Raw genomic sequence first — 23517 nt, 5'->3', positions numbered from 1 at the left:
CTAATTAAGAAGGAGTGCAATTTCAGTGGCTGAACCATTAAAAAATATGTACACAGAATCATTTTTTATTCAATTTGCGAATATTGTTGAGGAAGCCTATCCTCAGTTTGACTCAAATCATTTTATGAAGCTTATTTACTGTGATGACTGGGATACAAAAGAATTAAAGCAGCGAATGAGACATATTACAATATGTTTACGTGAAATATTACCTCCTTCTTATGAGGAGGCATTAGCTATTCTATACAGCATTGCACAACAGTGTCGAGGGATTGAATATTTGTTCTTCCCTGATTTTGTTGAAGTATACGGACTTGAGCAATGGGATATTTCTATAGCAGCATTAGCACACTTTACAAAGTTCTCGACCTCGGAGGGGGCAGTAAGGCCATTTATTATTGCATCCCCAAAATTAATGATGAAACAAATGCTTCAGTGGGCTCAGCATGATGATCATCATGTTAGACGCCTTGCAAGTGAAGGGTGTCGTCCAAGATTGCCATGGAATATAGCATTAAAAGACTTGAAAATTGATCCATCACCTATTTTGCCAATACTTGAGCATCTCAAAAGAGATTCATCAGAATACGTAAGAAGAAGTGTGGCGAACAATTTAAATGATATTTCAAAAGATCATCCCCAGATAGTGAAAAAAATTGCCAAAGAGTGGTATGGTCATGATTCTCACACTAATTGGATAATCAAACATGGCTGTCGTACTCTCTTAAAGCAAGGTGACCCTGATGCTTTATTATTATTTGGTTTTGATACTACTGAAGGGATTACAGTCGATCAGTTATCTTTATCTTGCGAAAAGCTTACTGTAGGAGACGACCTAACATTTTCTTTCTCAATTACAAATACATCAAAAAGACCAAAAAAACTCCGCGTAGACTATGAAATTCACTTTGTTAAAGCAAATAACAAGACCTCAGCAAAGAAGTTTAAAATAACAGAGAATACATTTGTAGATACAAAAACCTATACGAGAACCCACTCATTTAAGGATCTATCAACTAGAAAGCATTATGAAGGATTGCATATGTTAAAAATCCTTATAAACAGTGAGGAAAAAAAGCAAGAAAGCTTTTATTTGTACAAATCTGTTTAAAGCTAGAGTACAATAAAATGGATTGTCCAATAAGTATAAAACCTTATTGGACAATCCTTTCTTCATATCTTCCTTTTGTGTATAGAAACACTGTATCTCTACTTCATTTCAGGATTATACGATAATTTTTCAATAGCTCAAAATAGCGTCTCCACTTCTTTTAAAAAAATACGTAAAATGCTTCTAAGCCTTTTGTCTTGTAATAAAGAGTAGGTTATATACAACAACCATCGTTGCAGAAGAAAAAAGGTGCTACGAAAACAAACAGCTATCAACAGTTTATCCACAATCAACATGTGCTACTGTAGAGTAGATCTACAGTTCTGTTATTAGATTTGCTTCGTTGTAGGAAAAAAAGATGATTGGAACTGATCATAAGTTGGTCGAGATAACACAAAATGATTCGGTCATTCACATATCCATACGTATTGAAAACAGCTAAAATAATTCCTAATAAACTTATGTTTTCAAAAGTGGAGGTGTGTCATGCAAAATAAGGTTGATAATCAGTCGGTTCACTTTCGTAATGATATACAGCTATCAGGTGTCTTTCAGGAAAATGAAATAAAGTCATTGAAGGGGGTTAAGTGGAAGTTTCAAACAGATGGAAAAATATATTCTTCACCAATAGTTTTTAATGACACTGTATATATTGGAAGTGAAGATAAGCATTTCTATGCAATTGATAAGAATAATGGGGAAGTAAAGTGGTGTTTTTCAAGTGGTGGAGCGATACGTTCTGCAGCTAGTATTGCCAATGGGTTTGCATACTTTACTTCCACTGACGGCTTTCTTTATGCTGTCCAAATTGATTCAGGTGAGCTATTATGGCGTTTTGAAACAAACGGTGAAGCTATGGTCGACCCATGGGATTACTTTCTATCATCACCTATTGTAAGTGAAGGAATCATCTACTTTGGTAGCGGTGATCATCATATATATGCTGTTCATGCTCTAACAGGAGATGAAATTTGGAGGTATAGAACTGGTGGTGTAGTACATGCAACACCTGCAATATACAATCAAACATTGTTTATAGGTAGCTATGATGGTTATTTTTACGCGCTACATATTCAAACGGGTAAAGAAAAATGGGTGTTTAGGACAGTAGGAGATAAATGGTTTCCGAATGGCGACATTCAAGGTTCGGCTTCTGTTTCTAATGGAACAGTCTATTTTGGTAGTCGGGATTTCAACCTGTACGCGATAGACGCTGAAACAGGCAGGGGTGAATGGAATTATAAAGTACCAGGAACTTGGGTTATTACAACGCCAACTGTGAAAGATGGGCTTGTCTTTTTTGCTTCATCAGACCATTCAAAAATGTTTGCTATGGATGCTAAAAACGGGCGAGAAAAGTGGAATTTACCCCTTCATATTAATACGTTCGGATCAAGTATAATAGCACATAATACTTTATATTTTGGAAATATGAATGGGAAGTTTTATGCTCTTAACTTACACACAGGAGAGCAACAATGGGTATACCAAACCGAATCAAGTAAGGAAGGCTTCCCAAAATGGTTAGATGATGAAGGTAAGTTAGGTGAAGAACTTAATGAACGACTACGAAATGCAAAGGATATTGACGAATATAGTATAGTGTATGATACGATTATGTCATTAGGGTCAATCATTTCAACCCCTTTCATTGAAAATGGATCCATCTATTTTGGTAGTACTGATGGCTGCATTTATGCGCTTGAATAATTGGGGTGGACATTTATTATGAGCTTGTCACAACCTACAAACTTCAGGAGTGGAGCATGAATATCATAAAGTTTCCAATACCCCCATTTCCTTTATTTGTGAATGGGGGCCAATATGTATTTAACAAAGGAGATCGTCATTTTAAAAGGACATTTCCTGTATTTGATTTACTATATGTAAAATATGGAAAAATATTTATTACTACGAATGATGTCCAATATGAATTAAATGAGGGGCAATATCTTATTATCCTTCCAGGTGAGGAGCATTATGGGCATAAAGACTGTATAGAGGGTAGTCAGTTTATATGGCTGCATTTTCAGTATGAAAAAAAGTATGACCTAGAAGAAAATGAATCAATTGATTGGTCCAACATCGTTCAGAACATCCCGTCATATATAGAACCAGCAAACCTACTCTTGAAAATTCCTCAATATGCTAAGATACGAAAAAAAGAATATATGGAAAGGTTGATGGAGCGAATTATTGCTCCTAATGACCTGCAAAACCCTGAATTATATTTATATCAACAAATATATTTTCAAGAATTTTTTGTTCAGTTACAAAAAGAAGCAATGACTGTTCCGGATACTTCTGAAAAGTTAACAGAACGAGTGATCGCTTATTTGAAAAAACACTTTCAAGAACATGTTACTTTAGATAATATAGCGAGAGATTTACTCTATCATCCAGATTATATAACCCGGTGTATGAAAAGAACAATCGGGGTGACACCGATTCAATTTCTTACTCAATACCGACTCTCTCAAGCGAAATATATGTTAACTAATTCAGATGAAACAATTAATTCAATTAGTAAAGGTGTAGGCATCAAAGATTATGCTCATTTTTCAAAGTTATTTAAGCTCCATATAGGTGTCAGTCCTGCAATATACCGAAAAGAGACTCAGCGAAAATAGTAGGGTTTTGTCGAAAGACCTATAAAACTATGAATTTGACCCGTAAGTGTGACAATTTGACCTAAAATACATAGAATTTGACCCGGAAATTTTGTAATAGATAGATAAAACAGATAGACCGGGGGAAAAATATTGATCATACATATGCAGAAAAGCTAAATTGGTAGATAGAATGTATATTTACAAATGATAGAAGGAGAGATGATATGTTGTAAAGCCCCGCACCACTCCCGTCTATATTAAAAAAGCTAGAAGCTTTATCAACCCCAGACAGAAGACCTCCACTTCAATCAAGACCGTGAGGTCTGATAAGTGGTGGGTAGTTCAATGAGAAGACTTCCGCAAAGCTACCCAAAAGGGGAGGGATTTCGGAACAGTTATCTGAGCGTTTAGCTGGATTTAAAAGGAGAACAAGAATTAGATTTTTCACTAAGCTTTCTTCCCGAAGAAGAATATCACATTTTTCATGATTTAAGGCTATTTGATGGAACTCATTAATACCAACTTGATACCCTCATTCTTTCTCAATGTTCTATCCTCATATTAGAAGTTAAAAATATTAAAGGAACCCTCTTTTGACTCCCACTTTAACCAACTTATACGAACGATAGATGATATAAAAGAGGGGTTTCCTGATCCCATTTTGTAAGTGAAAAGACAGAGTGCTCAACTAGCAAAGTGGTTGAGGATGAGCAACTACCCCATAATTTTATCGAAACGTTTGTTGTTGTTAGTACCCCTGGAACAATGCTTCAAACTTCCTCAAATAAACAATACATTTACAATAAAGTGCTCCATATTGCAACACATCCTTATAAAGTGAATGAAATACACAAATTACATCAGCAGGAAGCTCTTCAACCCAAGCTGCTAGGTAATCTTTCTAACCCATTTATTAATTAACATATGCCATTAGAGTTAGAAATACTTCTTTAACAAAACACTTCTTAATTAGAAATATAAACAGGTGTCCAATGTCCTAATTGATTCTTTCTTCCTTTAGAACGAGATTGGGGTAGATGGAGATGTTCACAATGCAGCTTGATCTCAAAAGATGCCCATGTACAAACTTTAGAAGACTACACTCTCTTAATAAACTGGACGATAACCAACTCATCTGCTAGAGAGTTTTTGCTAGTTTCACGAAGTACAATTTAAAAAATATATTGTCCTCGATGAAGCTACCTCATAACGATCTCAAAAGGGGTAGGAATTATTACTTGAGCTAGCTAATCAATCTTGAATTTATTTCTATTGTGAAGTGTCGACATATTAGTTCTTTAATATGAGATCTGCCTTTTTCTCTGGAAGTTCATTTTGTAAGTAAAATGCTTCTGCTTTCCAATACCTATTTTTAAACTTCGTGATGTTTCTCTGTGTATTTGTACTTTCGCGAAGAAATCTATGATCCCTCGGACAATCTAAATAAACAACATAATCATAAAATTCCCGCCATTCGAACCGTTGAAGGAAAACCCCTTCAATAATGATGACACAATTTTTGGGAAGTGAGATGCTTCTCACAGTGCATGAGTCTGATTCACTTTCATAATAAGGAAGTTTGAGCTCGGTTGCATTTTTAAGTTGTTTAAAAAAATGCTCCTTTAGCCAAGCTTTGTTCCATTGTAAATGATAATACTCGTACCACTCTTCTTGCCCAGTATCGTAACGGTTTTTCCGCTCAACGATGTGGTCATCAATGTGGAAGAGATGATATGGAATATTTAATTCTTGCAAATGATGACTAAGCTTACTTACAAGCGTAGTTTTGCCAGAGCGACTTAAGCCATCAATGCCTAAAATAAATCGATTGTTGTATTCGGTAGTAGTAGGTAGTTGTATTAATGAATTCACATTATGATCCAAATTAAAAAACCCCTTTAAGCTATTTTCTAAATAATTGAGGATGTTCAATACGCCTTTATCTAAAGGTATGATTATTAACAATCAGTACACCCATCACATTCAGTATTGATACAATTAGGACATGATTTATGCTCACTCGGCATACGTCACACTATGTTTGAATTTTTATTTTGCACGTATTAAGTTGCATTTTAAGAAATTATGTAAAACTAAAATCATAATAACAAAGTTTGCAAAAATATTCCTTCTTCACTTTACATAAATAAAGGATGTTTTCGCACGAATTGTTGCTTTTTGTATTAAGACATAAGCACATATACATCTAGCGATGGTGGCATCTTTTTTTTCTACTTTTAATAATCTCTTTGGGATCAGACCCCATTTTATTGTCCATTATTAATAACGAAAAGAGCTTAAATAAAAAGTCAGTAAGGGCTAACATGAAATAAATATAGCCCTTACTGACTTTTAAGTTATCTCGTTCTTGTCACTCGATTAAAAATAGGATCTTTAAGCTCAAATTCATAAGTGAGACCGTTGACGATTCCTACAACGTGATGACTATCATAAAGCTCTAACATAAATGCTGCCATTTCTTTGGCAGTATGATATTTAGGAATAACTCCTTCATATTGAAAATCTTCAGCATCAATAGATCGTTTACCAAATTCGGTTTCAGTTGCAGCTGGAGCCAAAACCTTTGCTTGCATTTTTGCATTCTGATCTTTTAATTCTTGAGCAAGCCCTTCAGTAAATGCACTTACGTAAAATTTAGTTGCACAGTAGGTTACAGCATCTGCAACAATTGTATAGCCGCCACCTGAAGATATGTTGATAAGCTGTGTACCTTCTACATTTGAGTAGTCACGTACGTACAGTGAGGATAGTATCGTTAATGCTTCAATATTTAAATGAAGCATTTTTGCTATTTTATTTAAATTTTGTTCACCAATTCCTGCAAAATTTCCAAATCCCGCGTTGTTAATCCATGTTTCTATGTCTAAATTTTGGAGGTCTTCATATAGTTTATGCGCGTTTTGAACTACCGATAAGTCAGCTATTCGTATGATAACGTCTAAGTCCGGAGCTACCTGTGCGATTTTGGACTTCAATTCTTCCAACTTGTCTTCTCTTCTAGCTACAATAACTAAGTTTTTTCCTCGAGCGGCAAATGCCAAAGCTGTTTCATATCCAATTCCAGAACTTGCACCTGTAATGACGGTATATTTCATTTATCAAATTCCTCCTTGACTCATTTAATTTGACTCTTTTCACATAGAACTAAACAATAAAACCATATACAACTAGTATTCCTGGGATGTTTTATTCTATAAAATGATATCTTTGCATTCTAGTTTAGGTATTATAGCAACAAAGTTTACGAAAAGAGACTTTATTTTTTTAACTGCAATGTAATTATATTCCTTAGAGCTTACTCTAAGTCAAATGATTTTTGTTATTCGAGATTTTGGAAAATAGCCACTTAACTATATTGAGCCACTCAATTGAGGATGGTGCAGACGAGCAATAATTGAATTGATATTATAACTAATAACGACTATTATTATGCTATACGATATATCGTATAGCATAATATAATGTAATGATAAAGGTGATAATTTTGAATGAAAATGAGCGAGCACCAATGACTGAGGCGATGTATTATGTTCTCCTGGCTATACATAAACCACTTCATGGTTATGCAATCATGAATGCGATTAGAGAAGCTTCTGGCGGAAGAGTGAATATGGGACCAGGAACACTCTATGGTATTTTGAAGCGTATGGAAAAAGATAAACTCATTGTTTTAGAAGACTCCGATGGAAGGCGCAAAAACTATCAAATTACTTCAAGTGGTCGTATAGCATTCAAGCAAGAATATATGCGTCTTACTAAAATGGTAGAGGATGGGGATGTATTATTTAGAGGGGAAGGTTCAAATGAAAAATAAGCTAAAAAAGAAATTCTTATGGGTTGAAAGTTGGTATATTGAGGAGCAGGAAGCATGGTTTTCTAAAATGGCCTTGGAAGGATGGAGGCTGATAAATATTGGTCATTTTTTTGCGACATTTGAAAAAAGTGAACCAGCAAAAGTGAATTACAGGTGTGATATATTCAAAGTTAACGATCAATACTATAACAGAATTGACTTTTATAAACAGGCCGGTTGGGAACATATCGGCTCACGTGGATTCGTTCAAATATTTAGAGGAAGTGATGATGTTACATCTGAAATTCATACAGACGCTAGTGAACTAGCAGAAACTGTATCTATACTTAAAAGGGATATTACTAAAAGGTTTTGGATGGTTCTATTTCTTTCAATAATTATTATTATATTACAGATGAGTACATTATTTATCGATCCTGTTGACAATTATGTAGAAGATAACTTCATAGATGCAGCAGTGATGATACTTATTTACGTTAGTGTTTGCTTTAATATGATTACTGGCATGTTACATTTGTCAAAACTAATGAAAAAAATTAAAGCGGGGCATTTATTTGACCGTAAATTGGATTACAAGAAGAAAATGAAACGGAGTAAAATGATAGGAAGTGGTACGATTGCGCTTGCGACGATTTGGCTGATTTATACAGTGGGTAATACTATTATGTACATTACTCAAGAAAGATTCCCTGAAATCCCCAATAAAGAACTACCAATCGTTCACATGTCAAATATAATTGATAATTTTGAGTATGCTACAAGGAATGGTGAGATTGATAGACGGGCAAATTATTATACAGAACAATCAAGTATTTTAGTACCTAATTATTATGAACTTGAAGAACAAGTTTTAGTCTCTAATACGATGTGGGATGACAAAAGTGGCGTTTATCGTCCATCACTCAATTCCTACGGGTATGAAATAAGGAGTGAATGGTTGGCTAAAGCATTTACGCAGTCTTTAAAAGATAAATATACTGGTAACTATTATGGGTTTTACGAGCAACAATTTCATAGTGAATTTGATGAGCTATGGCTTAGAAAAACCGATACTAAATCTGATTTTATTGTGAGAAAGGGTCGTTTTGTTTATCGGGTTGTATATCGTGGAATGGAGTCGACTGATGACATAATAGACCTAACTTTTGCCAAAGTGCCAAATTGATACGAAAGATTCCCTTGACAGCTTCAGTTTAGAAGATATCAAGGGAATTTTTTAACAACATAGAAGCAGATGATCATTTGTTTATGTGTTCCTTTGTTTGTTCTTTCTTTTTCAATTCGTCCCATTCACTTAAATAAAGCATATCACTTAAATCTAGCGGGTCACCTTCTAATAACGAGATAAACTCTAAACTGTTTCCGTCTGGATCATAAAAATAAACTGAAGCAGCAGGCATCCAAGTAAATACGATTGGTTCAATCGGTTCTCTACCAAAAAAATCTTCAGCAAGCTTAATATCTCTGTTATCTAACCATTCTATTGATGTTTTTAGTTTTGCTAATTGTACGCCGAATGCAAAATGTCGCTTTGTAATTTCTTGCCCGGCTGGTACTTCCCATAGACCAAGCATTTGTTCCTTATTTCCGATAAAAAAGAACGCGCATTTTCTTTCACGAATTCGATGTGCTAATTGAAGTCCTAGCTTTTCAAAAAACGCAATGCTTTGATCTAAATCTTTCACTTGTAAATGGGTTTCGTATATACTCTGTATCATCTAAATCACTCCAATTGTTTTTGGTAATTTAGATTTTACAGTTATGTATGCTTATCTCACACGGTAGGAAGAAGTAAAGTAATCTACAACTTCTGACCGATTTGAGTTTAAAAGTTTCTAACCCTTAGTACATACTTTCCACCAATATTGCCATAAGGGGAATATACTTTTACCGTATAAACACCTGATCCATACTTACTTAAATCCACTGCATATAACCTCTCTTGTGATTTAGCTGTTTCTGATTTACCAATGAGAGTACCGTCAGGAGCATATACTTTGTATTTATAGTTATAGCTATTATGCAGGTTATTTAACCAAAAGTTACACTCCGAACCTTTTTCAATATCTAAATTTACGGTATAAGTTTTGTTATTCTCAGTAAGCACATCTTCTACTTGAAGTTCTGCTTCAGCAAATTGCTGACCTGATGTATTCCCCAACTCCACACTCTCTTCTAATAATGTTGATGAAGAAAACAAAATGATAATAATACATATTGCTCCAATCAAACCTGTTATTGGGAGTAAGTTGTACTTTAATTTGCGCTCTCTCTTTTTATTACTTATTTCACTTTCTATTCTTTTCCTAAGTTCGAATTGTCTTTTAGGATCCCAAGAAATACTTTCATCTAAATTTTTTACATCTTTAAAGAGGTTATGATCATGTTGATTACTCATAAACCCATTCTCCCTTCGACAATTCTTGTTGAAGTGCTTTTAGAGCTCTAAGTAAAGTTGATTTAACTTTACTCTCACTCCAACCTAATATTTCACATGTTTCTTTTGTAGACATCCCCTCAATTTTTCTAAGTATGACCACTTCACGATAACTTGGCTTTAACTTACCAAGGGCTTCATACAATTCTTGAAAGCTTTCATTAATCATAATAGCGCTTTCTAATGTATTGTTAGCTTCTTTCTCTCGGTATTGATGACTAAAGTGCTCAAAAATATTGAGTTTTTTCCGTCTCATATAATCCATTGTAATATTGTGGGCAATCCTGAATATCCAGCTTTCAACTTTTTCTTTATTTTTTAACTGACCATATGAGTTATAAACTCTTATAAAAGTCTCGTGGGTTAAGTCTTCAGCTGTATGGTAGTCTTTAGTTAATGTAAAAATGAACTTTAAAACCCGCCTACTATACAAGTCATATAGGGAAAGCACTTCATTTTTCTTTTCATCTCGTTGCACTATGTTCCCTCCCTAGTTATTGTCGATCATTCTACATTGTAAATGGTTTGTTTAATATATTTATATGAAACGTATAGCTTAAAATATCCTATGCTTATTATTATAATCTTCTTCGTTCAATTTATATAAAAATCTTTGTTTTTCGCTACATTAACAGTTAATTCATATATTACATAGCCGAAGCTGTCAGTGTTCGGTAATTATGTTATTGAAATGTAAATAATAAAGGCTCTTTATTTACGTTGTCGTTATTTATACACAAATTTCGACAGTAATAAGAAGTCTTATATGATTATTATTATATTTTAGAAAGGTATCCGTGTTTATTGAAATGAAAAACAATAATCAATGCGACAACAGCTTTCTTTAACAATACAGTCACAATGGTGTAACGAATTGTCATTTTATGCGTCTTACATATGATAATTGAATTGTTATAAGAGGAAATAAAAGTTGAAAATATAGCATTCAATAACTAGCTAAACTTTTGAAGTATTCAACGTCACCCAAAGTCTAATTGATCATACGTTTGAAGATAAAAGTAAAATTACAAGCTGTTCATCCAAAATAGTAATACTTTATGCGGTAAAATTTATTCATATAAATTGATAACTTCAATGAACATTTACTGCTATAAAAGCAACTAAGAGAACAGGAGATTAGCAAATGAACAATAAATTAATCAAGATCATTATTGTTTCTATGGCATTGACGCTCGGTCATCTAAATCAAGAGGTAAAGTATATTATTGTTGGCTTAGTTTTATTAGTCGCTTTGGAAATTTATTTTACATTAAGAAAGGGCAAAATTAAAGATGATTCTGAGTAAAACAGTTTTTATAGATTATATATAATTGGTCGATAAAAAATAGTTATTTGACCGATAACATTCATACATTAATATCTTATTTGTTTGTGAGTACTAAGCTGTCCGGTGTAATATAAGAATAGGGGGGATGTCATGTATACAATCAGTGAGGTCGCAAAAATATTAGGAGTCAGTGCTCATACATTAAGGTATTATGAAAAAGAGAAAATCATAGAACCAGATCGCAACAAGAATAAAGATAGAATGTATAGTGATGCACATCTTAATTGGCTTCGATTTGTGATGAAGCTAAAACAGACACAAATGCCAATTGCAAAAATTAGAGAATACGCACAATTGTATATTGAAGGAGAGCATACAACGATCGCCCGCTTACAACTGCTCGAAGAACATAGGAGTGAGATTCAAAATCAAGTGAAAACCTTGGCTGACACGGAGAAGATGCTTGAAGACAAAATTAACTCATATAAAAAAATGGTTAGTATGAAACATCTCAGCTCCGTTGCTACTAAAACAAAATCTGAGAAGGATTGACAGGCTCTTTTCGTAAAGGTTGTGCTACCATTACCAAAGTAGAACCACAGGAAGTGGTTTTAGACGATGTGGGGAAAGATGTCACAAACTTTCGTTATTACGTGGTAAACTACAACCAATACGAAAGCAGCCTTACGAAAAGCAACAATGAATGTGAAATCAACCACATGAAAAAAACAACAGACATGCTCCCTGTTGTTTTTTAGCTTATGATCTTTTCATAACAATATTTAAATCACATACAACTAACAACGTTGATTCTTAAACGTCAAGCTAATGATGTTGCCAAGGTTAAATGTATAAAACCTTGGTGAAAACGGTTAGAGTTACATAATAAAAGTTATTCCGCTTTCTGGATATGGTCTACGTGCAGTACTTTCTTTTCACTAGAAGATTGCGATTGTGCTAGTTTAACTAAATAGGGTGCGATATTTGCAGGATCATCACCTGTTGTCACCAAATTCGTTTTCATCGCACCAGGGTTAAAAACGTGTGATGTAATCCCATTTTTATGTTCTTCATCATCTACAGTATAGGATAATGCTTCAATGGCCGCTTTGCTTGCAGCGTAGGCACCAAAACCAGCAGCACCTTCCTTCGCTAGGCCTGAAGTAATGTTGATGATCTGTCCTGACTTTTGACTTCTCATAATTGGTAAACATTCTCGTATCATTAAGAATACACTTGTAGCATTATTAGTTATTTGGTACTCCCATGAATCTAAGGGGCTTTCGAAAATGTGATATTGTTCAAATACTGCCGCGTTATTTATTAATATGTCGATCCGTTCAAATTTAGCTGTAGCTGCCTGTACAAGCATTTTTACATCAGATTGAGATGAGACATCTGCACGGATAGGCAGAACTTTAACATTATACTGACTTGTGATGTAGCGCTCAACCTCTTCAAGCTTAGCATACTCCCGTCCACAAATGACTATATTAGCTCCACATTTAGCAAAGGCAATTGCAGTTTCTTTCCCTAAACCGCTCCCAGCACCAGTAATAATGACAACTTTCCCATTCATATTTTGCATATCCGTTCCCCTTTTTCATAAATTCCGGAATTCTTATGTGAATGATAGTATATTACACATCGTTTAAAAAGTCAATTTATTCTGAAAATTTATAACATGTTAACAACAGCTATGATCATCATGAGTATTAATCCTACACATTTAGGGTATTTTCATTGACTGAACTGGCAATTTATTGTAAGATATATCCAAACAAACCGTCGGTCGGTTTGTTTGAAAAGGAGGCTAATAAGTTGGAGTTAAAAGATAAGATTATACTAGCAGCGTTTGACTTGTTTGCGGAAAAAGGGTTTGAAAAAGCAACAGTATCAGAAATTATTAAGTTAGCTGGCAGTTCAAAGGGGGGATTTTATCATCATTTCAAATCGAAAGATGAAATTCTTGAAGCAATCACCTCGCGTTATATAGATGAATTAAAAGCTGATTATGAGAAGCTTCTTCAACATCAACAACATTCAATTATTGAATTATGGAATCATATTTTTACACAGCTGATTGAATACAAGCTTGGTAAAATTCCTGATTGGCCAAAAATGAGAAAAATCTTTTCATTTAATGGAAATCATATCATTCTTAAAAATTTTGCAAACCAATTTGAAGTAATGACTACGGAACTATATACACAGCTCATTTTGCAAGGTGTTCTAGAAGGAATTTTTCATGTTAAACACCCAAATATGCTGGCTGGATTATGGTCTAGAGAAATGATTAGGATAGTTTCTATATGTAGAAAGCTTATTTTTTCTTCCAATGTCGAAGCATATAAAGAATTTGAAATGTTGTTAGCTTTTAATGAAGATCTTATCAATCGTGAATTAGGTGTTTCTCGTAATATGATTCAAATTAAAGAAGTAGCCCTTCAATACGTTCAGCAATCTAGAAAGCGGCTTGAGCATAAGGAGGAATTTGATGATTAGATGGTTTCATGAAATAGGAGAGGGAGATTTTCAAGCTGTTGGAGGCAAAGGGTACAATTTGAGCAAAATGTATAATCGAGGCTTAAAGGTACCAAATGGCTTTGTTATTACTTCAGATGCATATAATTCATACATTCAAAAAAATTTCATAGGAGAAAAAATTAGCAGGATTGTAAAAGAAGAGACGTCAACGAAAGAAAAATCCTTGACTATAAAAGCATTATTCACAAAAGAGATGTTTTCAATAGAATTACAAAAGCACGTTGAAGATCAATTGACTAAAATCTCGAGTGGACGTGTAGCTGTTAGAAGTAGTTCAACTGTTGAAGATTTACCTGGAATGAGTTTTGCTGGGCAATATAGCACATATTTAAACGTTACAACAAAAGACATTATTGACAAAGTTCTATTATGCTGGCAGTCCCTCTGGAATGAAAGAGCTATTGATTATAGAACAAAGTATGATGTTACGTCAGATTTTACTCATAGTGTCGTCATTCAAGAGATGATCAACTCAAAGTTATCCGGAATCGTATTTACAGCAAACCCAATTACAGGGAATAGGAATGAGTTATATATTAATGCATCTTATGGGCTTGGAGAAGCAATTGTAAGTGGTGAAGTGAATCCAGACCAGTATACGGTAGCAAAGCCGGATGGAAAGGTACTGATAGAAGAACTATCTTCAAAAGAACGTTTGTGTCAATATGGCGAAGATGGGATTGAATATGTACCAGTAATAGAGCGTCTAAAGAACATTAGTTCATTGGAAAATCAACACATCGAATTGATTGTGAAAGAAGCCGTTAAGGTGGAGAGGTATTTTGGTAAACCTCAAGACGTTGAGTTTGCTTTTGATCATAACGATGAATTATATATTGTTCAATCAAGAGATATCACTTCATTATTCCCGATAGACAGTTTTGTTCAAGATGAAAAACTTAGAGCATATTTATCAGTAAGTACAGTTATGTTAGGAATGAAGGAGCCTTTTACACCGTTAGGATTTGAACTGTTTGGGCATATGGTTCCGACGATTGTAAACGTGATGACAAGTCGTAATAAGCCTTTGGATGGTGGGTTTGTAAAAGAGGCTGGTGGAAGAATATTTGCTGACATCACTTATTTATTAGCAAATAAATTTGTTGGAAAGCAATTTGCGAAAGCTTTTGCTGGAAACGATCTTCCACTTGAAGGTACGATGAATGCTGTATTGAAACATCATGGGAAACAGTTTACAAACCAAGGAATCAAATTTAAAATACCTTGGGGCATTATCAAATATGCTATTAGTATGGTTAAGCCATATGTTGAAGCTAATAAAATCGCTTCTGAAGACAGATATGAACAGATGAAGAAAATAGGTCATGCTGTAGTTGAAGAACATATGAAGCTTGCATGTTCTCTCCAAACAGTTGAAGAGAAGTTGGATTTTATTAAGGATACACTTGTCAACGCATTCAAATTATCTCAGAAGCAAGCCTTATATTGTGTAGCATTTGCTAATTTCTCAAAAATTAGTAAGAAGCTCTCGAAAATGTTAGGTGATGATTATGATATCGTTCCGCTAACAAAATCATTCCCAAATTGTATAACTGTTGAATTAGGTATGGAACTTAATTATTTGGCAAAGTACTTTGATGAAGAGGGGATAGAACCAACAAAAGATCACCCTAAAGTGAGACAGTTTTTAAAGGAATTTGGACACAGAAGTACGATTGAATTAGATTTTGGTGTAAAGAGATGGTCAGAGGATCCAACATATATCATAAACTTAATAAAATCGTATATGGTAGATCAAATGTACAATCGGAACATTGACGAAGTTCTTGGGAATGCGCAAAAAGCAGATCAGTTAATTAATGAAATATTTGAGAGAATTAAAGTATTAAAAGGTGAAAGAAGAGCTAGGAAAATGAGGAAGATGATCATTGATTATCGAATAGCTGCTGGAATGAGAGAGTATCCAAAATTTGATATCGTAAGAATGTTGGCACTAGCGAGAGAGGTTATGTTAGAAGTAGGTCAGTTGTATGAGCAGCGCGGCTTAATTGATGATGCAGGAGATATCTTTTTTTTAAGGATGCAGGATATAAGAAGTAGGAAGCAATTAAGGTCTACCATTCTAACGAACAAAGAAATATATATAAGGGAGTTTGCTAGAACAACGATCCCTCGCATTGTATTAAATACTGGATCAACATTTTACTCGGCTCAAAATGTTGATCCGCATAGCAAAATCCTGCAAGGTGTTCCTTTATCAGCAGGTATTTACGAGGGGAAAGTAAGGGTTATTTTTGACCCAAATAAAGCTGAGTTATTAGAAGGAGAGATTCTTGTTACTGAAAGTACGAACCCTGCTTGGACACCGTTGTTCATGACTGCAAAAGGGCTTATCATGGAGTATGGTGGACCTGTTAGTCACGGTGGAATTGTAGCAAGAGAATATGGCATTCCTGCAGTTGTCGGTATACCTTCTGCAACAGCAACATTGAAGGATGGACAAATGGTTAGAATTAACGGTGAGACTGGTACGGTTGAAATAATAAAACAATAAGATATGAATAATTAACTAACTATGAATTTAGCTTTGTATTCCTTAAGTCTATATTCATATTTTACACGAACGTTCTTATCGTAACTTTGCGGCTGCTTTTTAGAAATCACAAGAGCAAATGAGTTTTTATTCCATTGTAACGCTTTAAAAAAGTATGAGAAAATGCCATTTTATAAGTGCTCATTTCTTAGAATAACAACAACTGTTGTGAAAATATCCTAAGACAAATGAGTCGTAGGGTGAGTAAACCTGAGCTAATTGCTTCATTTTGAACATCACAAGCACGCTAAAATTTTACTAGAATATGTGATAGAGGGTACCATCAAATGATAGCACCCTCTTAAAACCTACTTTTTCTTGTTCTTATCTTCTAATAATTCAGCAATGATTTTTCCGTGGTCTGTATTGTCAATGAAGCCTGCAAATAATTCCTTTTGAGGACCATATGCATATACTGGCACTTCTTCACCAGTATGTCCACCTGTCGTCCAGCCAGATAGAGAACGAGTATTTACAATAACTTCGATAGCATTGTCAATAACAGTAAATGTATCTTCTTCAGCATTAGCAGCAGTTTTTACAGATTGTATTTCTTCTTCAGTTAATTCTAAATCAATGTACTTGCTTAAGGCTTTTTCTACTTCTAGTCCTTCAACAATTTCATTAGCAATGTAATCAGGAGTTTTCTTAAATGCATTGATCGGCTCAACGAAGAAGTTATAAACACCGTTAGCTCCGATAGAGAATCCTCCAGTTGAATGGTCAGCTGTCACAACAACAAGTGTGTCACCATCTTTTTTAGCAAACTCAATCACTTCTTTAAAGGCATTTTCAAAATCTTGCATTTCACTCATGGCTGCGACGATATCATTATCGTGACCCGCCCAATCTATTTGACTGCCTTCTACCATTAAGAAAAAGCCGTCTTTATCCTTGCTTAAGCGCTCAATTGCTGTTTTTGTCATATCTTGTAAAGAAGGAATATCAGCAGTACGGTCAATCATTTTGTCCATACCTTTCGGAGCAAATAAACCTAGGATTTGGTCATTTTTATCTTTTAACAATTCATCACGTGTTGTAACATAACTATATCCATCCTTTTGGAATAGCTTAGTTAAGTTGCGGTCTTCGCGATCGAAGTATGATGTACCGCCTCCGAGCAAAACGTCCACTTTATGCTCTTCGTTAATGAGGTCATCATAATAATCATCCGCGATTTGATCGTAATTCTTTCTAGATTCATCGTGAGCAGCATATGCGGCTGGTGTAGCATGATTGATTTGTGATGTAGCTACTAACCCTGTTGCCATACCACCTTCTTTTGCTTGCTCAAGAACTGTTTTTACATCTGATTTATCATTATCTACAGCAATAGCGCCATTATATGTTTTTATACCACCAGACATTGCTGTTGCAGCTGCAGCAGAATCAACAACATTTTCTTCATGATCGTCTGGGTATGTAGTTTGTAATCCTACTAAATATGGATCAAAAGCAGTTTTTTCATATTGCTCTGTGTCTGGATTATCATTCATATAACGAAGAGCTGTCATATAAGGAACACCCATTCCGTCACCGACCATAAAGATCACATTCTTTACTTTGCCATTTTTTGATGAGGCTGCATTAACAACTTTTTCTTCACCATGCAAAAGACCGATACTGCTTACTGTTAATGTACTAACAAGTGCCACAGGTAACAGTGACTTCTTCCAATTCCATTTTTTCATAACATTATTTCCTCCCTATATGTTTGATCACATAATAGTTTAAGAGAAAAATGTAAAAGAGGTATTGATAAATTACTAACATTTAGTAAATAAAATGTAAATTGGTAAAATAATGGGATGTCGATGATCGAATAATGACTAATGGTGAAACGTACTTTAAAAGAGAATACTAAGCTAGGAGGATTACCTTTGTTTAACTGTAATGTTGTTAGTAAATACTTGTAATTCATCATCTTGCTTTCAAGTTTATTGAAAAAAGGCAAGAAAAATTTTTTTAGCCGTATCTTTTTTTTATCGTTATTCGTTTTATATATTGAGAGGTGCAAAAAGGAGGAGTAGATGTGTACACAAATGCTAAATCTTGCACGAACTTGGACGATCAACATACAGCCTTGTCATTAAATGAATTAGAAAAGAATTATGAGAAGCTAACAAAATACTGTTATTTTCTTTCTCAAAATAGTTGGGATGGGGATGACCTTGTACAAGAAACTTTGCTCAAAGCACTTCAGCGGTATAAGGATTTGCCTGATGTGAATTCCGCATTGTTAAATAAAATAGCTTATCATCAATGGATTGATAGTTGTCGAAAAAGACAGCGTGAAACAATTGAATCTACTCCGGAAACGATAGTTACTGACGTTGATCACTTAGAGCATTCTTTAGATATCATCCAAAAATTAGTGTCAAAATTAACACCGAAGCAAGCGGTCGTTTTTATCTTAAAGGAAGCATTTCAATATCAAATTACTGAAATTGCAAACATTTTAACAACGACAGAAACGGCTGTTAAAAGTATACTTCATCGTGGAAAAAAGCGGATAAAAAACATTTCACTTGATGACCCATTGTCACTAGTTCATTGCTTATGGCCAGAGCAAGAACAAGAACAGTTAATCACTTCTTTTTATTTGTCATTAAAAATGCAAGATCCTGAAATACTTATCCGCGTGATTCCAAGTATTGATTCTCTAAGTAGTGATAGTGAAAAGCCTGTATGTAATAGTAAGTTGATACGTCCAATATCCTCTCGGGCAGGCATAGTTTCTATGGCAGCATAGATAAATATGATGATGGAGGAAAGAAATGAGTACAATACCTTATGTCATTGAGCAAACAAGTCGTGGAGAGCGTTCCTATGATATATACTCAAGGCTTTTGAAGGATCGTATTATTATGGTTAGTGAAGAAATCAATGACCATATGGCTCAAAGTGTAGTAGCACAGCTATTATTTTTACAAGCTAATGATGAAGAGAAAGATATTTCCCTCTATATTAACAGTCCAGGTGGTTCGACTTCAGCAGGCTTTGCGATTTTTGATACGATGCAATATATCCAACCTGATGTACGAACGATATGCACTGGTATGGCGGCATCCTTTGGTGCAATGCTTTTACTTGGTGGAACAAAAGGGAAACGTTATGCGCTTCCAAATAGTGAAGTCATGATTCATCAGCCTTTAGGAGGTGCTAAAGGTCAAGCGACAGATATAGAAATTTCAGCTAACCGAATTGTCAAGCTTCGATCACATATTAATCAAATCATTGCTGATCGTACAGGGCAATCACTCGATAAAGTGTCTAGAGATACAGATAGAGACAATTTCATGAGTGCAAAAGAAGCAAAGGAATATGGGCTTATTGATGACATCATTAGCTAATCAGCAAGTATATGAGAAATTTCTTGACACCAAAATAAATATCCATTAATATACTTTTTAATAAAAGCACACAAAATTTGATGACGAGAACAAGTAAACTAAATGAACCGTCCTCCAGAGAGCTAGTAGGTGCTGAAAGCTAGCGTTCGGACTTTAGTTGAACAATCATCTCCGAGAAGTCAAGCTGAATGAAGTAAGCTTGAACGGATTTCCCCCGTTAATAGGAACACGTATGATTGTACGTTGCTAAGTGCTATTGACCGGCGTCGATAGAAAAAGGGTGGTACCGCGGATACCCCGTCCCTTATAGGGATGGGGTTTTTTGTGTGCTTTTAGGCTCTTTTCGTATCCATTGTTACGTTTATTAAAGGCTCTTTCATAAGCTTTGTTGTTATTTTTACTAAATATGGACAGTATGAAGTAGAAAAGATGGTACGAACTCTAGAAGTATTGGTCCTAAAAATCTAAGAACGGAAGCAACGATCAATGCGAAAACAGCCTTATTAAATTACAACAGTCAATCATGGTATGAAGATGCCATGAAACTTTCAAAGCGAAAACAATAATACGAACAGCCAAAATTAAAAGGAGTGGTACTGTGAGAAAGGTTGATGTGAAAGAACAAGCAAGCGATAGAGAAACGAGAGTCCAACAACGTTGGAAAAAAGAGGGTACTTTTAAACAATCAATTAGCAACAGAGAAGAAAGCACAAGCTTTGTTTTTTACGAAGGACCGCCCACTGCAAATGGCTTACCCCATGCAGGGCACGTATTAGGTCGTGTTATTAAAGATTTAGTCGCACGTTATAAAACGATGGCTGGATATAAAGTGTTACGCAAAGCAGGATGGGATACACATGGCTTACCTGTAGAATTAGGTGTTGAAAAGCAATTAGGAATATCGGGTAAGCATGATATCGAAAAATATGGGATCGAAAAATTTATAAACAAGTGTAAAGAAAGTGTATTTGCTTATGAACAACAATGGAGCAACTTTACAGAGCTAATTGGTTATTGGGTGGATGTAGAGGATCCGTATGTGACATTAGAAAATAGTTATATCGAAAGTGTATGGCATATTCTTGGAACGGTTCATGAGCAAGGCCTTTTATATAAAGGACATCGTGTGTCACCATATTGTCCTAGCTGCCAAACATCGTTAAGCTCCCATGAAGTTGCACAAGGGTATAAAGACGTAAAGGATTTAAGTGTAACTGTCAAATTTCCTATAAAAAATCGTGAACATGAATATCTTCTTGGTTGGACGACAACACCTTGGACGCTTCCTGCAAATGTTGCATTAGCTGTTAATCCTCAAATAACCTATGTAAAAGCTAAAAAAGGCAAAGAGGTATATTACGTAGCAGAAGCATTGGCTGAAAATGTACTACAAGATAATTATCAACTTCTTTCACGAATGAAGGGGAATGAGCTAGTAGGAGTAGCTTATGAAGCGCCATTTGACAACATCCCTGTAGAGAAAGGTCATATTGTTATTGAGGCGGATTTTGTAACTGATAGTAACGGAACGGGTGTCGTCCATATTGCACCAGCATATGGAGAAGATGATTATCGCGCTGCACAACAATATGAGTTAAGTTTCGTGAATGTAGTTAATGAATCAGGACGTTACACAGATGACCTCCCGATGTTTGCAGGTAGGTTTGTTAAAGATTGTGATGTAGATATTATCAAATATTTAGCAGCAAACAATCTTTTGTTTCATAAGCAAAAATATGAACATAGCTATCCTTTTTGTTGGAGGTGTGACTCACCGTTACTGTACTATGCGACAGATAGCTGGTTTATTAAAATGACTGCTGTGAAGGATCGCCTACTCAGTAATAACGAACAGGTGATATGGCACCCAGAACATGTGAAGCACGGAAGGTTCGGCAAATTTTTAGAAAATGTTGTTGATTGGAATATAAGTAGAAATCGTTATTGGGGAACGCCTCTAAACATTTGGACATGTGAACAGTGCGATCAACAATTTGTCCCAAAAAGCATTCAGGAGTTGCAAGCGAATAGTGTAGAACATGTTGATAAAGATTTGGAACTGCATAAACCTTATGTTGACGATGTGAAGGTTGAATGTCGAAGCTGTGGGGGCAATATGAACCGTACTCCAGAGGTAGTAGATGTATGGTTTGACAGTGGCTCAATGCCATTTGCTCAACACCATTACCCATTTGAGAACGGAGAATTGTTTAAAGATCAATTTCCTGCTGATGTTATTGCTGAAGGTATCGACCAAACTAGAGGTTGGTTTTATAGTTTGTTAGCAATCTCAACATTATTCACAGGAAAAGCTCCATATAAAAGAGTACTTTCACTCGGTCATATTCTCGATGAAAACGGCCAAAAGATGTCTAAAAGTAAAGGGAATGTTCTTGATCCGCTAGAATTAATTGAAGAATTTGGTGCGGATGCGTTAAGGTGGGCGCTTATTGCAGATAGTGCTCCTTGGAATTCAAAGCGTTTTTCGAAAACAGTCGTTGCGGAAGCTAAGTCTAAACTCGTTGACACGTTTGTAAATGTGCATAGTTTTTATACGTTATATGCGAGTATTGATCAAATTTCACCTGATTTATTTACCAATGTTCACTATACGAGCCTAGATTATTGGGTGTTATCTCGCTTAAATAGTACGATTCGAGAAGTTAAGTTGTATGTTGACGATTATCAATTCACCTTAGCTGCAAGGTTATTGAGTACTTTTATTGATGAAGTAAGCAATTGGTATGTAAGAAGATCGCGCCACCGTTTTTGGCGAGAAGGAATGGACGATGATAAACTAGCTGCTTATGCGACGCTTTATGAAGTGCTAACGAAAAGCAGTCAATTGTTAGCTCCGTTTACTCCGTTTGTTGCTGATGATGTCTTTGAGAACTTGACAGGAGAAAGTGTGCACTTAAGCGATTATCCTGTAGTGGAAGAAACAATCATTAATAATCAGCTTGAACTTGAAATGGATGCAACACGCCAAATTGTAGAACTCGGAAGGCAAGCTCGGAATAATGCAGGATTGAAAGTGAAACAGCCACTTCAACAGCTTATTATCATGACCAAAGATGAGAAGTTCACACGGTTACAAAGTCACACTGACATCATTAAAGAAGAATTAAATGTTAAAGTGATTATGAATGAGAGTGATGAGAGTCAATATTTTCATTATTCCTTAAAGTTGAATTTTAAAAAAGCTGGCTCTAAATATGGCAAATACAGTAGTCACATTCATCAGCATCTTCAAAGTCAATCAGCAAATGAAGTGGCAGACCTGTTAGAAACGAAAGAACTTACTGTGGAAGTGGATGGTAATAAGTTTGAGGTAAGTTTAGAGGATATCATTGTTGAAAAATCAACAGTTGGCGAATATCAAATGGCAGAAGGGGCTTTAGTTACGGTTCTTATGGACACACAATTAACAACTGAGCTTTTACATGAAGGGAAAGTTCGTGAACTCATTCGTGCGGTTCAAGAATATCGCAAGAAATTATTGTTGCCTGTTGAAAAAAGAATCGATATTTCACTGCAGCTTGACGATGAAACGCTACAAGCAGTGAATAGCTTTGAACATTTATTACGTGAGAACTTATTAGTGAACGAACTTGAATTTGTTGAATCCTTAACAAATTATGAAGAAGTAAAGGTAGGAAACGATACGGCTCGAATTGTTATTAAGTAAAATAGGTAGCTAAAATGAAATCTGTTGCTATCCTTAAAAAATCGGAACAGCTATAAGAGGTTTTATGGAAAAGGCTGTTTTCGTATTAAGTG

The 23517-nt window shown here is 35.0% G+C and carries 19 protein-coding genes and 1 other annotated feature; of the genes, 12 read left to right on the top strand and 7 right to left on the bottom strand.

Annotated elements, in window-relative coordinates:
• Positions 1-46: 46 nt before the first annotated feature.
• From SLH52_RS12605 to SLH52_RS12595, 3 genes are all read left to right on the top strand, one after another.
• Complete coding sequence (locus SLH52_RS12605) at positions 47-1111, top strand: DNA alkylation repair protein (protein ID WP_413785522.1); 1065 nt, start codon at positions 47-49, stop codon at positions 1109-1111.
• Positions 1112-1597: 486 nt separating this feature from the next.
• Positions 1598-2821 (top strand): PQQ-binding-like beta-propeller repeat protein, encoded by a 1224-nt coding sequence (locus tag SLH52_RS12600; RefSeq protein ID WP_320209631.1) that lies wholly within the window; start codon positions 1598-1600, stop codon positions 2819-2821.
• 56 nt (positions 2822-2877) lie between these two features.
• Positions 2878-3741: a helix-turn-helix domain-containing protein gene (locus SLH52_RS12595; RefSeq protein ID WP_320209630.1), complete on the top strand. Its 864-nt coding sequence runs from the start codon at positions 2878-2880 to the stop codon at positions 3739-3741.
• 1272 nt (positions 3742-5013) lie between these two features.
• On the opposite strand, the gene SLH52_RS12590 is transcribed toward SLH52_RS12595, so the two are convergent.
• Both SLH52_RS12590 and SLH52_RS12585 read right to left on the bottom strand, forming a co-directional pair.
• Entirely contained in the window at positions 5014-5607 is a 594-nt protein-coding gene (locus SLH52_RS12590; protein ID WP_320209629.1) for a kinase, read from the bottom strand.
• Positions 5608-6080: 473 nt separating this feature from the next.
• Complete coding sequence (locus SLH52_RS12585; protein WP_320209628.1) at positions 6081-6839, bottom strand: SDR family NAD(P)-dependent oxidoreductase; 759 nt, start codon at positions 6837-6839, stop codon at positions 6081-6083.
• A 389-nt stretch (positions 6840-7228) separates the two neighbouring features.
• Between SLH52_RS12585 and SLH52_RS12580 the strand changes: the two genes are divergently transcribed.
• Together SLH52_RS12580 and SLH52_RS12575 are read left to right on the top strand one after the other, a co-directional pair.
• A complete protein-coding gene (locus tag SLH52_RS12580) occupies positions 7229-7558 on the top strand; it encodes a PadR family transcriptional regulator (RefSeq protein ID WP_320209627.1) in 330 nt (109 codons plus the stop codon).
• Complete coding sequence (locus SLH52_RS12575) at positions 7548-8723, top strand: DUF2812 domain-containing protein (protein WP_320209626.1); 1176 nt, start codon at positions 7548-7550, stop codon at positions 8721-8723. Before SLH52_RS12580 ends, SLH52_RS12575 begins: the two co-directional genes overlap by 11 nt.
• 73 nt (positions 8724-8796) lie before the next feature.
• On the opposite strand, the gene SLH52_RS12570 is transcribed toward SLH52_RS12575, so the two are convergent.
• The 3 genes from SLH52_RS12570 to SLH52_RS12560 form a co-directional block, all read right to left on the bottom strand.
• Positions 8797-9276, bottom strand: a complete 480-nt coding sequence (locus tag SLH52_RS12570) for a VOC family protein (protein WP_320209625.1) — start codon at positions 9274-9276, stop codon at positions 8797-8799.
• A gap of 107 nt (positions 9277-9383) precedes the next feature.
• Positions 9384-9956 (bottom strand): hypothetical protein, encoded by a 573-nt coding sequence (locus SLH52_RS12565; RefSeq protein WP_320209624.1) that lies wholly within the window; start codon positions 9954-9956, stop codon positions 9384-9386.
• On the bottom strand, positions 9949-10473 hold the full coding sequence (locus SLH52_RS12560; protein ID WP_320209623.1) for an RNA polymerase sigma factor: 525 nt from the start codon (positions 10471-10473) through the stop codon (positions 9949-9951). Before SLH52_RS12560 ends, SLH52_RS12565 begins: the two co-directional genes overlap by 8 nt.
• 666 nt (positions 10474-11139) lie before the next feature.
• Between SLH52_RS12560 and SLH52_RS12555 the strand changes: the two genes are divergently transcribed.
• Together SLH52_RS12555 and SLH52_RS12550 are read left to right on the top strand one after the other, a co-directional pair.
• The gene (locus SLH52_RS12555) at positions 11140-11301 is read left to right on the top strand and encodes a hypothetical protein (RefSeq protein ID WP_320209622.1); all 162 of its coding nucleotides are present in this window, start codon (positions 11140-11142) and stop codon (positions 11299-11301) included.
• Between the two features lie 132 nt (positions 11302-11433).
• Positions 11434-11835 (top strand): MerR family transcriptional regulator, encoded by a 402-nt coding sequence (locus SLH52_RS12550; RefSeq protein ID WP_320209621.1) that lies wholly within the window; start codon positions 11434-11436, stop codon positions 11833-11835.
• A 340-nt stretch (positions 11836-12175) separates the two neighbouring features.
• On the opposite strand, the gene SLH52_RS12545 is transcribed toward SLH52_RS12550, so the two are convergent.
• Positions 12176-12871 (bottom strand): SDR family oxidoreductase, encoded by a 696-nt coding sequence (locus SLH52_RS12545; protein WP_320209620.1) that lies wholly within the window; start codon positions 12869-12871, stop codon positions 12176-12178.
• Between the two features lie 233 nt (positions 12872-13104).
• Between SLH52_RS12545 and SLH52_RS12540 the strand changes: the two genes are divergently transcribed.
• Together SLH52_RS12540 and SLH52_RS12535 are read left to right on the top strand one after the other, a co-directional pair.
• The gene (locus tag SLH52_RS12540; RefSeq protein WP_320209619.1) at positions 13105-13788 is read left to right on the top strand and encodes a TetR/AcrR family transcriptional regulator; all 684 of its coding nucleotides are present in this window, start codon (positions 13105-13107) and stop codon (positions 13786-13788) included.
• A complete protein-coding gene (locus SLH52_RS12535; protein ID WP_320209618.1) occupies positions 13781-16345 on the top strand; it encodes a PEP/pyruvate-binding domain-containing protein in 2565 nt (854 codons plus the stop codon). The genes SLH52_RS12540 and SLH52_RS12535 overlap by 8 nt, the downstream gene beginning before the upstream one ends.
• A 347-nt stretch (positions 16346-16692) precedes the next feature.
• On the opposite strand, the gene SLH52_RS12530 is transcribed toward SLH52_RS12535, so the two are convergent.
• On the bottom strand, positions 16693-18075 hold the full coding sequence (locus SLH52_RS12530; protein WP_320209617.1) for an alkaline phosphatase: 1383 nt from the start codon (positions 18073-18075) through the stop codon (positions 16693-16695).
• A 341-nt stretch (positions 18076-18416) separates the two neighbouring features.
• On the opposite strand from SLH52_RS12530, the gene SLH52_RS12525 reads away from it, so the two are divergent.
• The 3 genes from SLH52_RS12525 to ileS all read left to right on the top strand — a co-directional run bounded on the left by SLH52_RS12525 (position 18417) and on the right by ileS (position 23425).
• A complete protein-coding gene (locus SLH52_RS12525; RefSeq protein WP_320209616.1) occupies positions 18417-19136 on the top strand; it encodes a sigma-70 family RNA polymerase sigma factor in 720 nt (239 codons plus the stop codon).
• 25 nt (positions 19137-19161) lie between these two features.
• The gene (gene clpP, locus SLH52_RS12520) at positions 19162-19737 is read left to right on the top strand and encodes an ATP-dependent Clp endopeptidase proteolytic subunit ClpP (RefSeq protein WP_320209615.1); all 576 of its coding nucleotides are present in this window, start codon (positions 19162-19164) and stop codon (positions 19735-19737) included.
• A 71-nt stretch (positions 19738-19808) separates the two neighbouring features.
• Positions 19809-20045: a binding site (T-box leader), on the top strand.
• Between the two features lie 290 nt (positions 20046-20335).
• Positions 20336-23425 (top strand): isoleucine--tRNA ligase, encoded by a 3090-nt coding sequence (gene ileS, locus SLH52_RS12515; protein WP_320209614.1) that lies wholly within the window; start codon positions 20336-20338, stop codon positions 23423-23425.
• Positions 23426-23517 lie beyond the last annotated feature (92 nt).

It is taken from the genome of Cytobacillus sp. IB215665 (assembly GCF_033963835.1).
In the GTDB taxonomy this organism is placed as follows: domain Bacteria; phylum Bacillota; class Bacilli; order Bacillales; family SM2101; genus Nanhaiella.
This window is presented reverse-complemented; position numbering and strand designations above follow the sequence as displayed.

What these genes read in the sequence shown, in the direction of transcription:
- SLH52_RS12565 (WP_320209624.1), bottom strand. Translation starts at nt 9,956, where the DNA reads ATGAGTAATCAACATGATCATAACCTCTTTAAAGATGTAAAAAATTTA.
- SLH52_RS12575 (WP_320209626.1), top strand. Translation starts at nt 7,548, where the DNA reads ATGAAAAATAAGCTAAAAAAGAAATTCTTATGGGTTGAAAGTTGGTAT.
- SLH52_RS12595 (WP_320209630.1), top strand. Translation starts at nt 2,878, where the DNA reads ATGAATATCATAAAGTTTCCAATACCCCCATTTCCTTTATTTGTGAAT.
- SLH52_RS12570 (WP_320209625.1), bottom strand. Translation starts at nt 9,276, where the DNA reads ATGATACAGAGTATATACGAAACCCATTTACAAGTGAAAGATTTAGAT.
- SLH52_RS12545 (WP_320209620.1), bottom strand. Translation starts at nt 12,871, where the DNA reads ATGCAAAATATGAATGGGAAAGTTGTCATTATTACTGGTGCTGGGAGC.
- SLH52_RS12555 (WP_320209622.1), top strand. Translation starts at nt 11,140, where the DNA reads ATGAACAATAAATTAATCAAGATCATTATTGTTTCTATGGCATTGACG.
- clpP (WP_320209615.1), top strand. Translation starts at nt 19,162, where the DNA reads ATGAGTACAATACCTTATGTCATTGAGCAAACAAGTCGTGGAGAGCGT.
- SLH52_RS12600 (WP_320209631.1), top strand. Translation starts at nt 1,598, where the DNA reads ATGCAAAATAAGGTTGATAATCAGTCGGTTCACTTTCGTAATGATATA.
- SLH52_RS12605 (WP_413785522.1), top strand. Translation starts at nt 47, where the DNA reads ATGTACACAGAATCATTTTTTATTCAATTTGCGAATATTGTTGAGGAA.
- SLH52_RS12550 (WP_320209621.1), top strand. Translation starts at nt 11,434, where the DNA reads ATGTATACAATCAGTGAGGTCGCAAAAATATTAGGAGTCAGTGCTCAT.
- SLH52_RS12530 (WP_320209617.1), bottom strand. Translation starts at nt 18,075, where the DNA reads ATGAAAAAATGGAATTGGAAGAAGTCACTGTTACCTGTGGCACTTGTT.
- SLH52_RS12535 (WP_320209618.1), top strand. Translation starts at nt 13,781, where the DNA reads ATGATTAGATGGTTTCATGAAATAGGAGAGGGAGATTTTCAAGCTGTT.
- SLH52_RS12585 (WP_320209628.1), bottom strand. Translation starts at nt 6,839, where the DNA reads ATGAAATATACCGTCATTACAGGTGCAAGTTCTGGAATTGGATATGAA.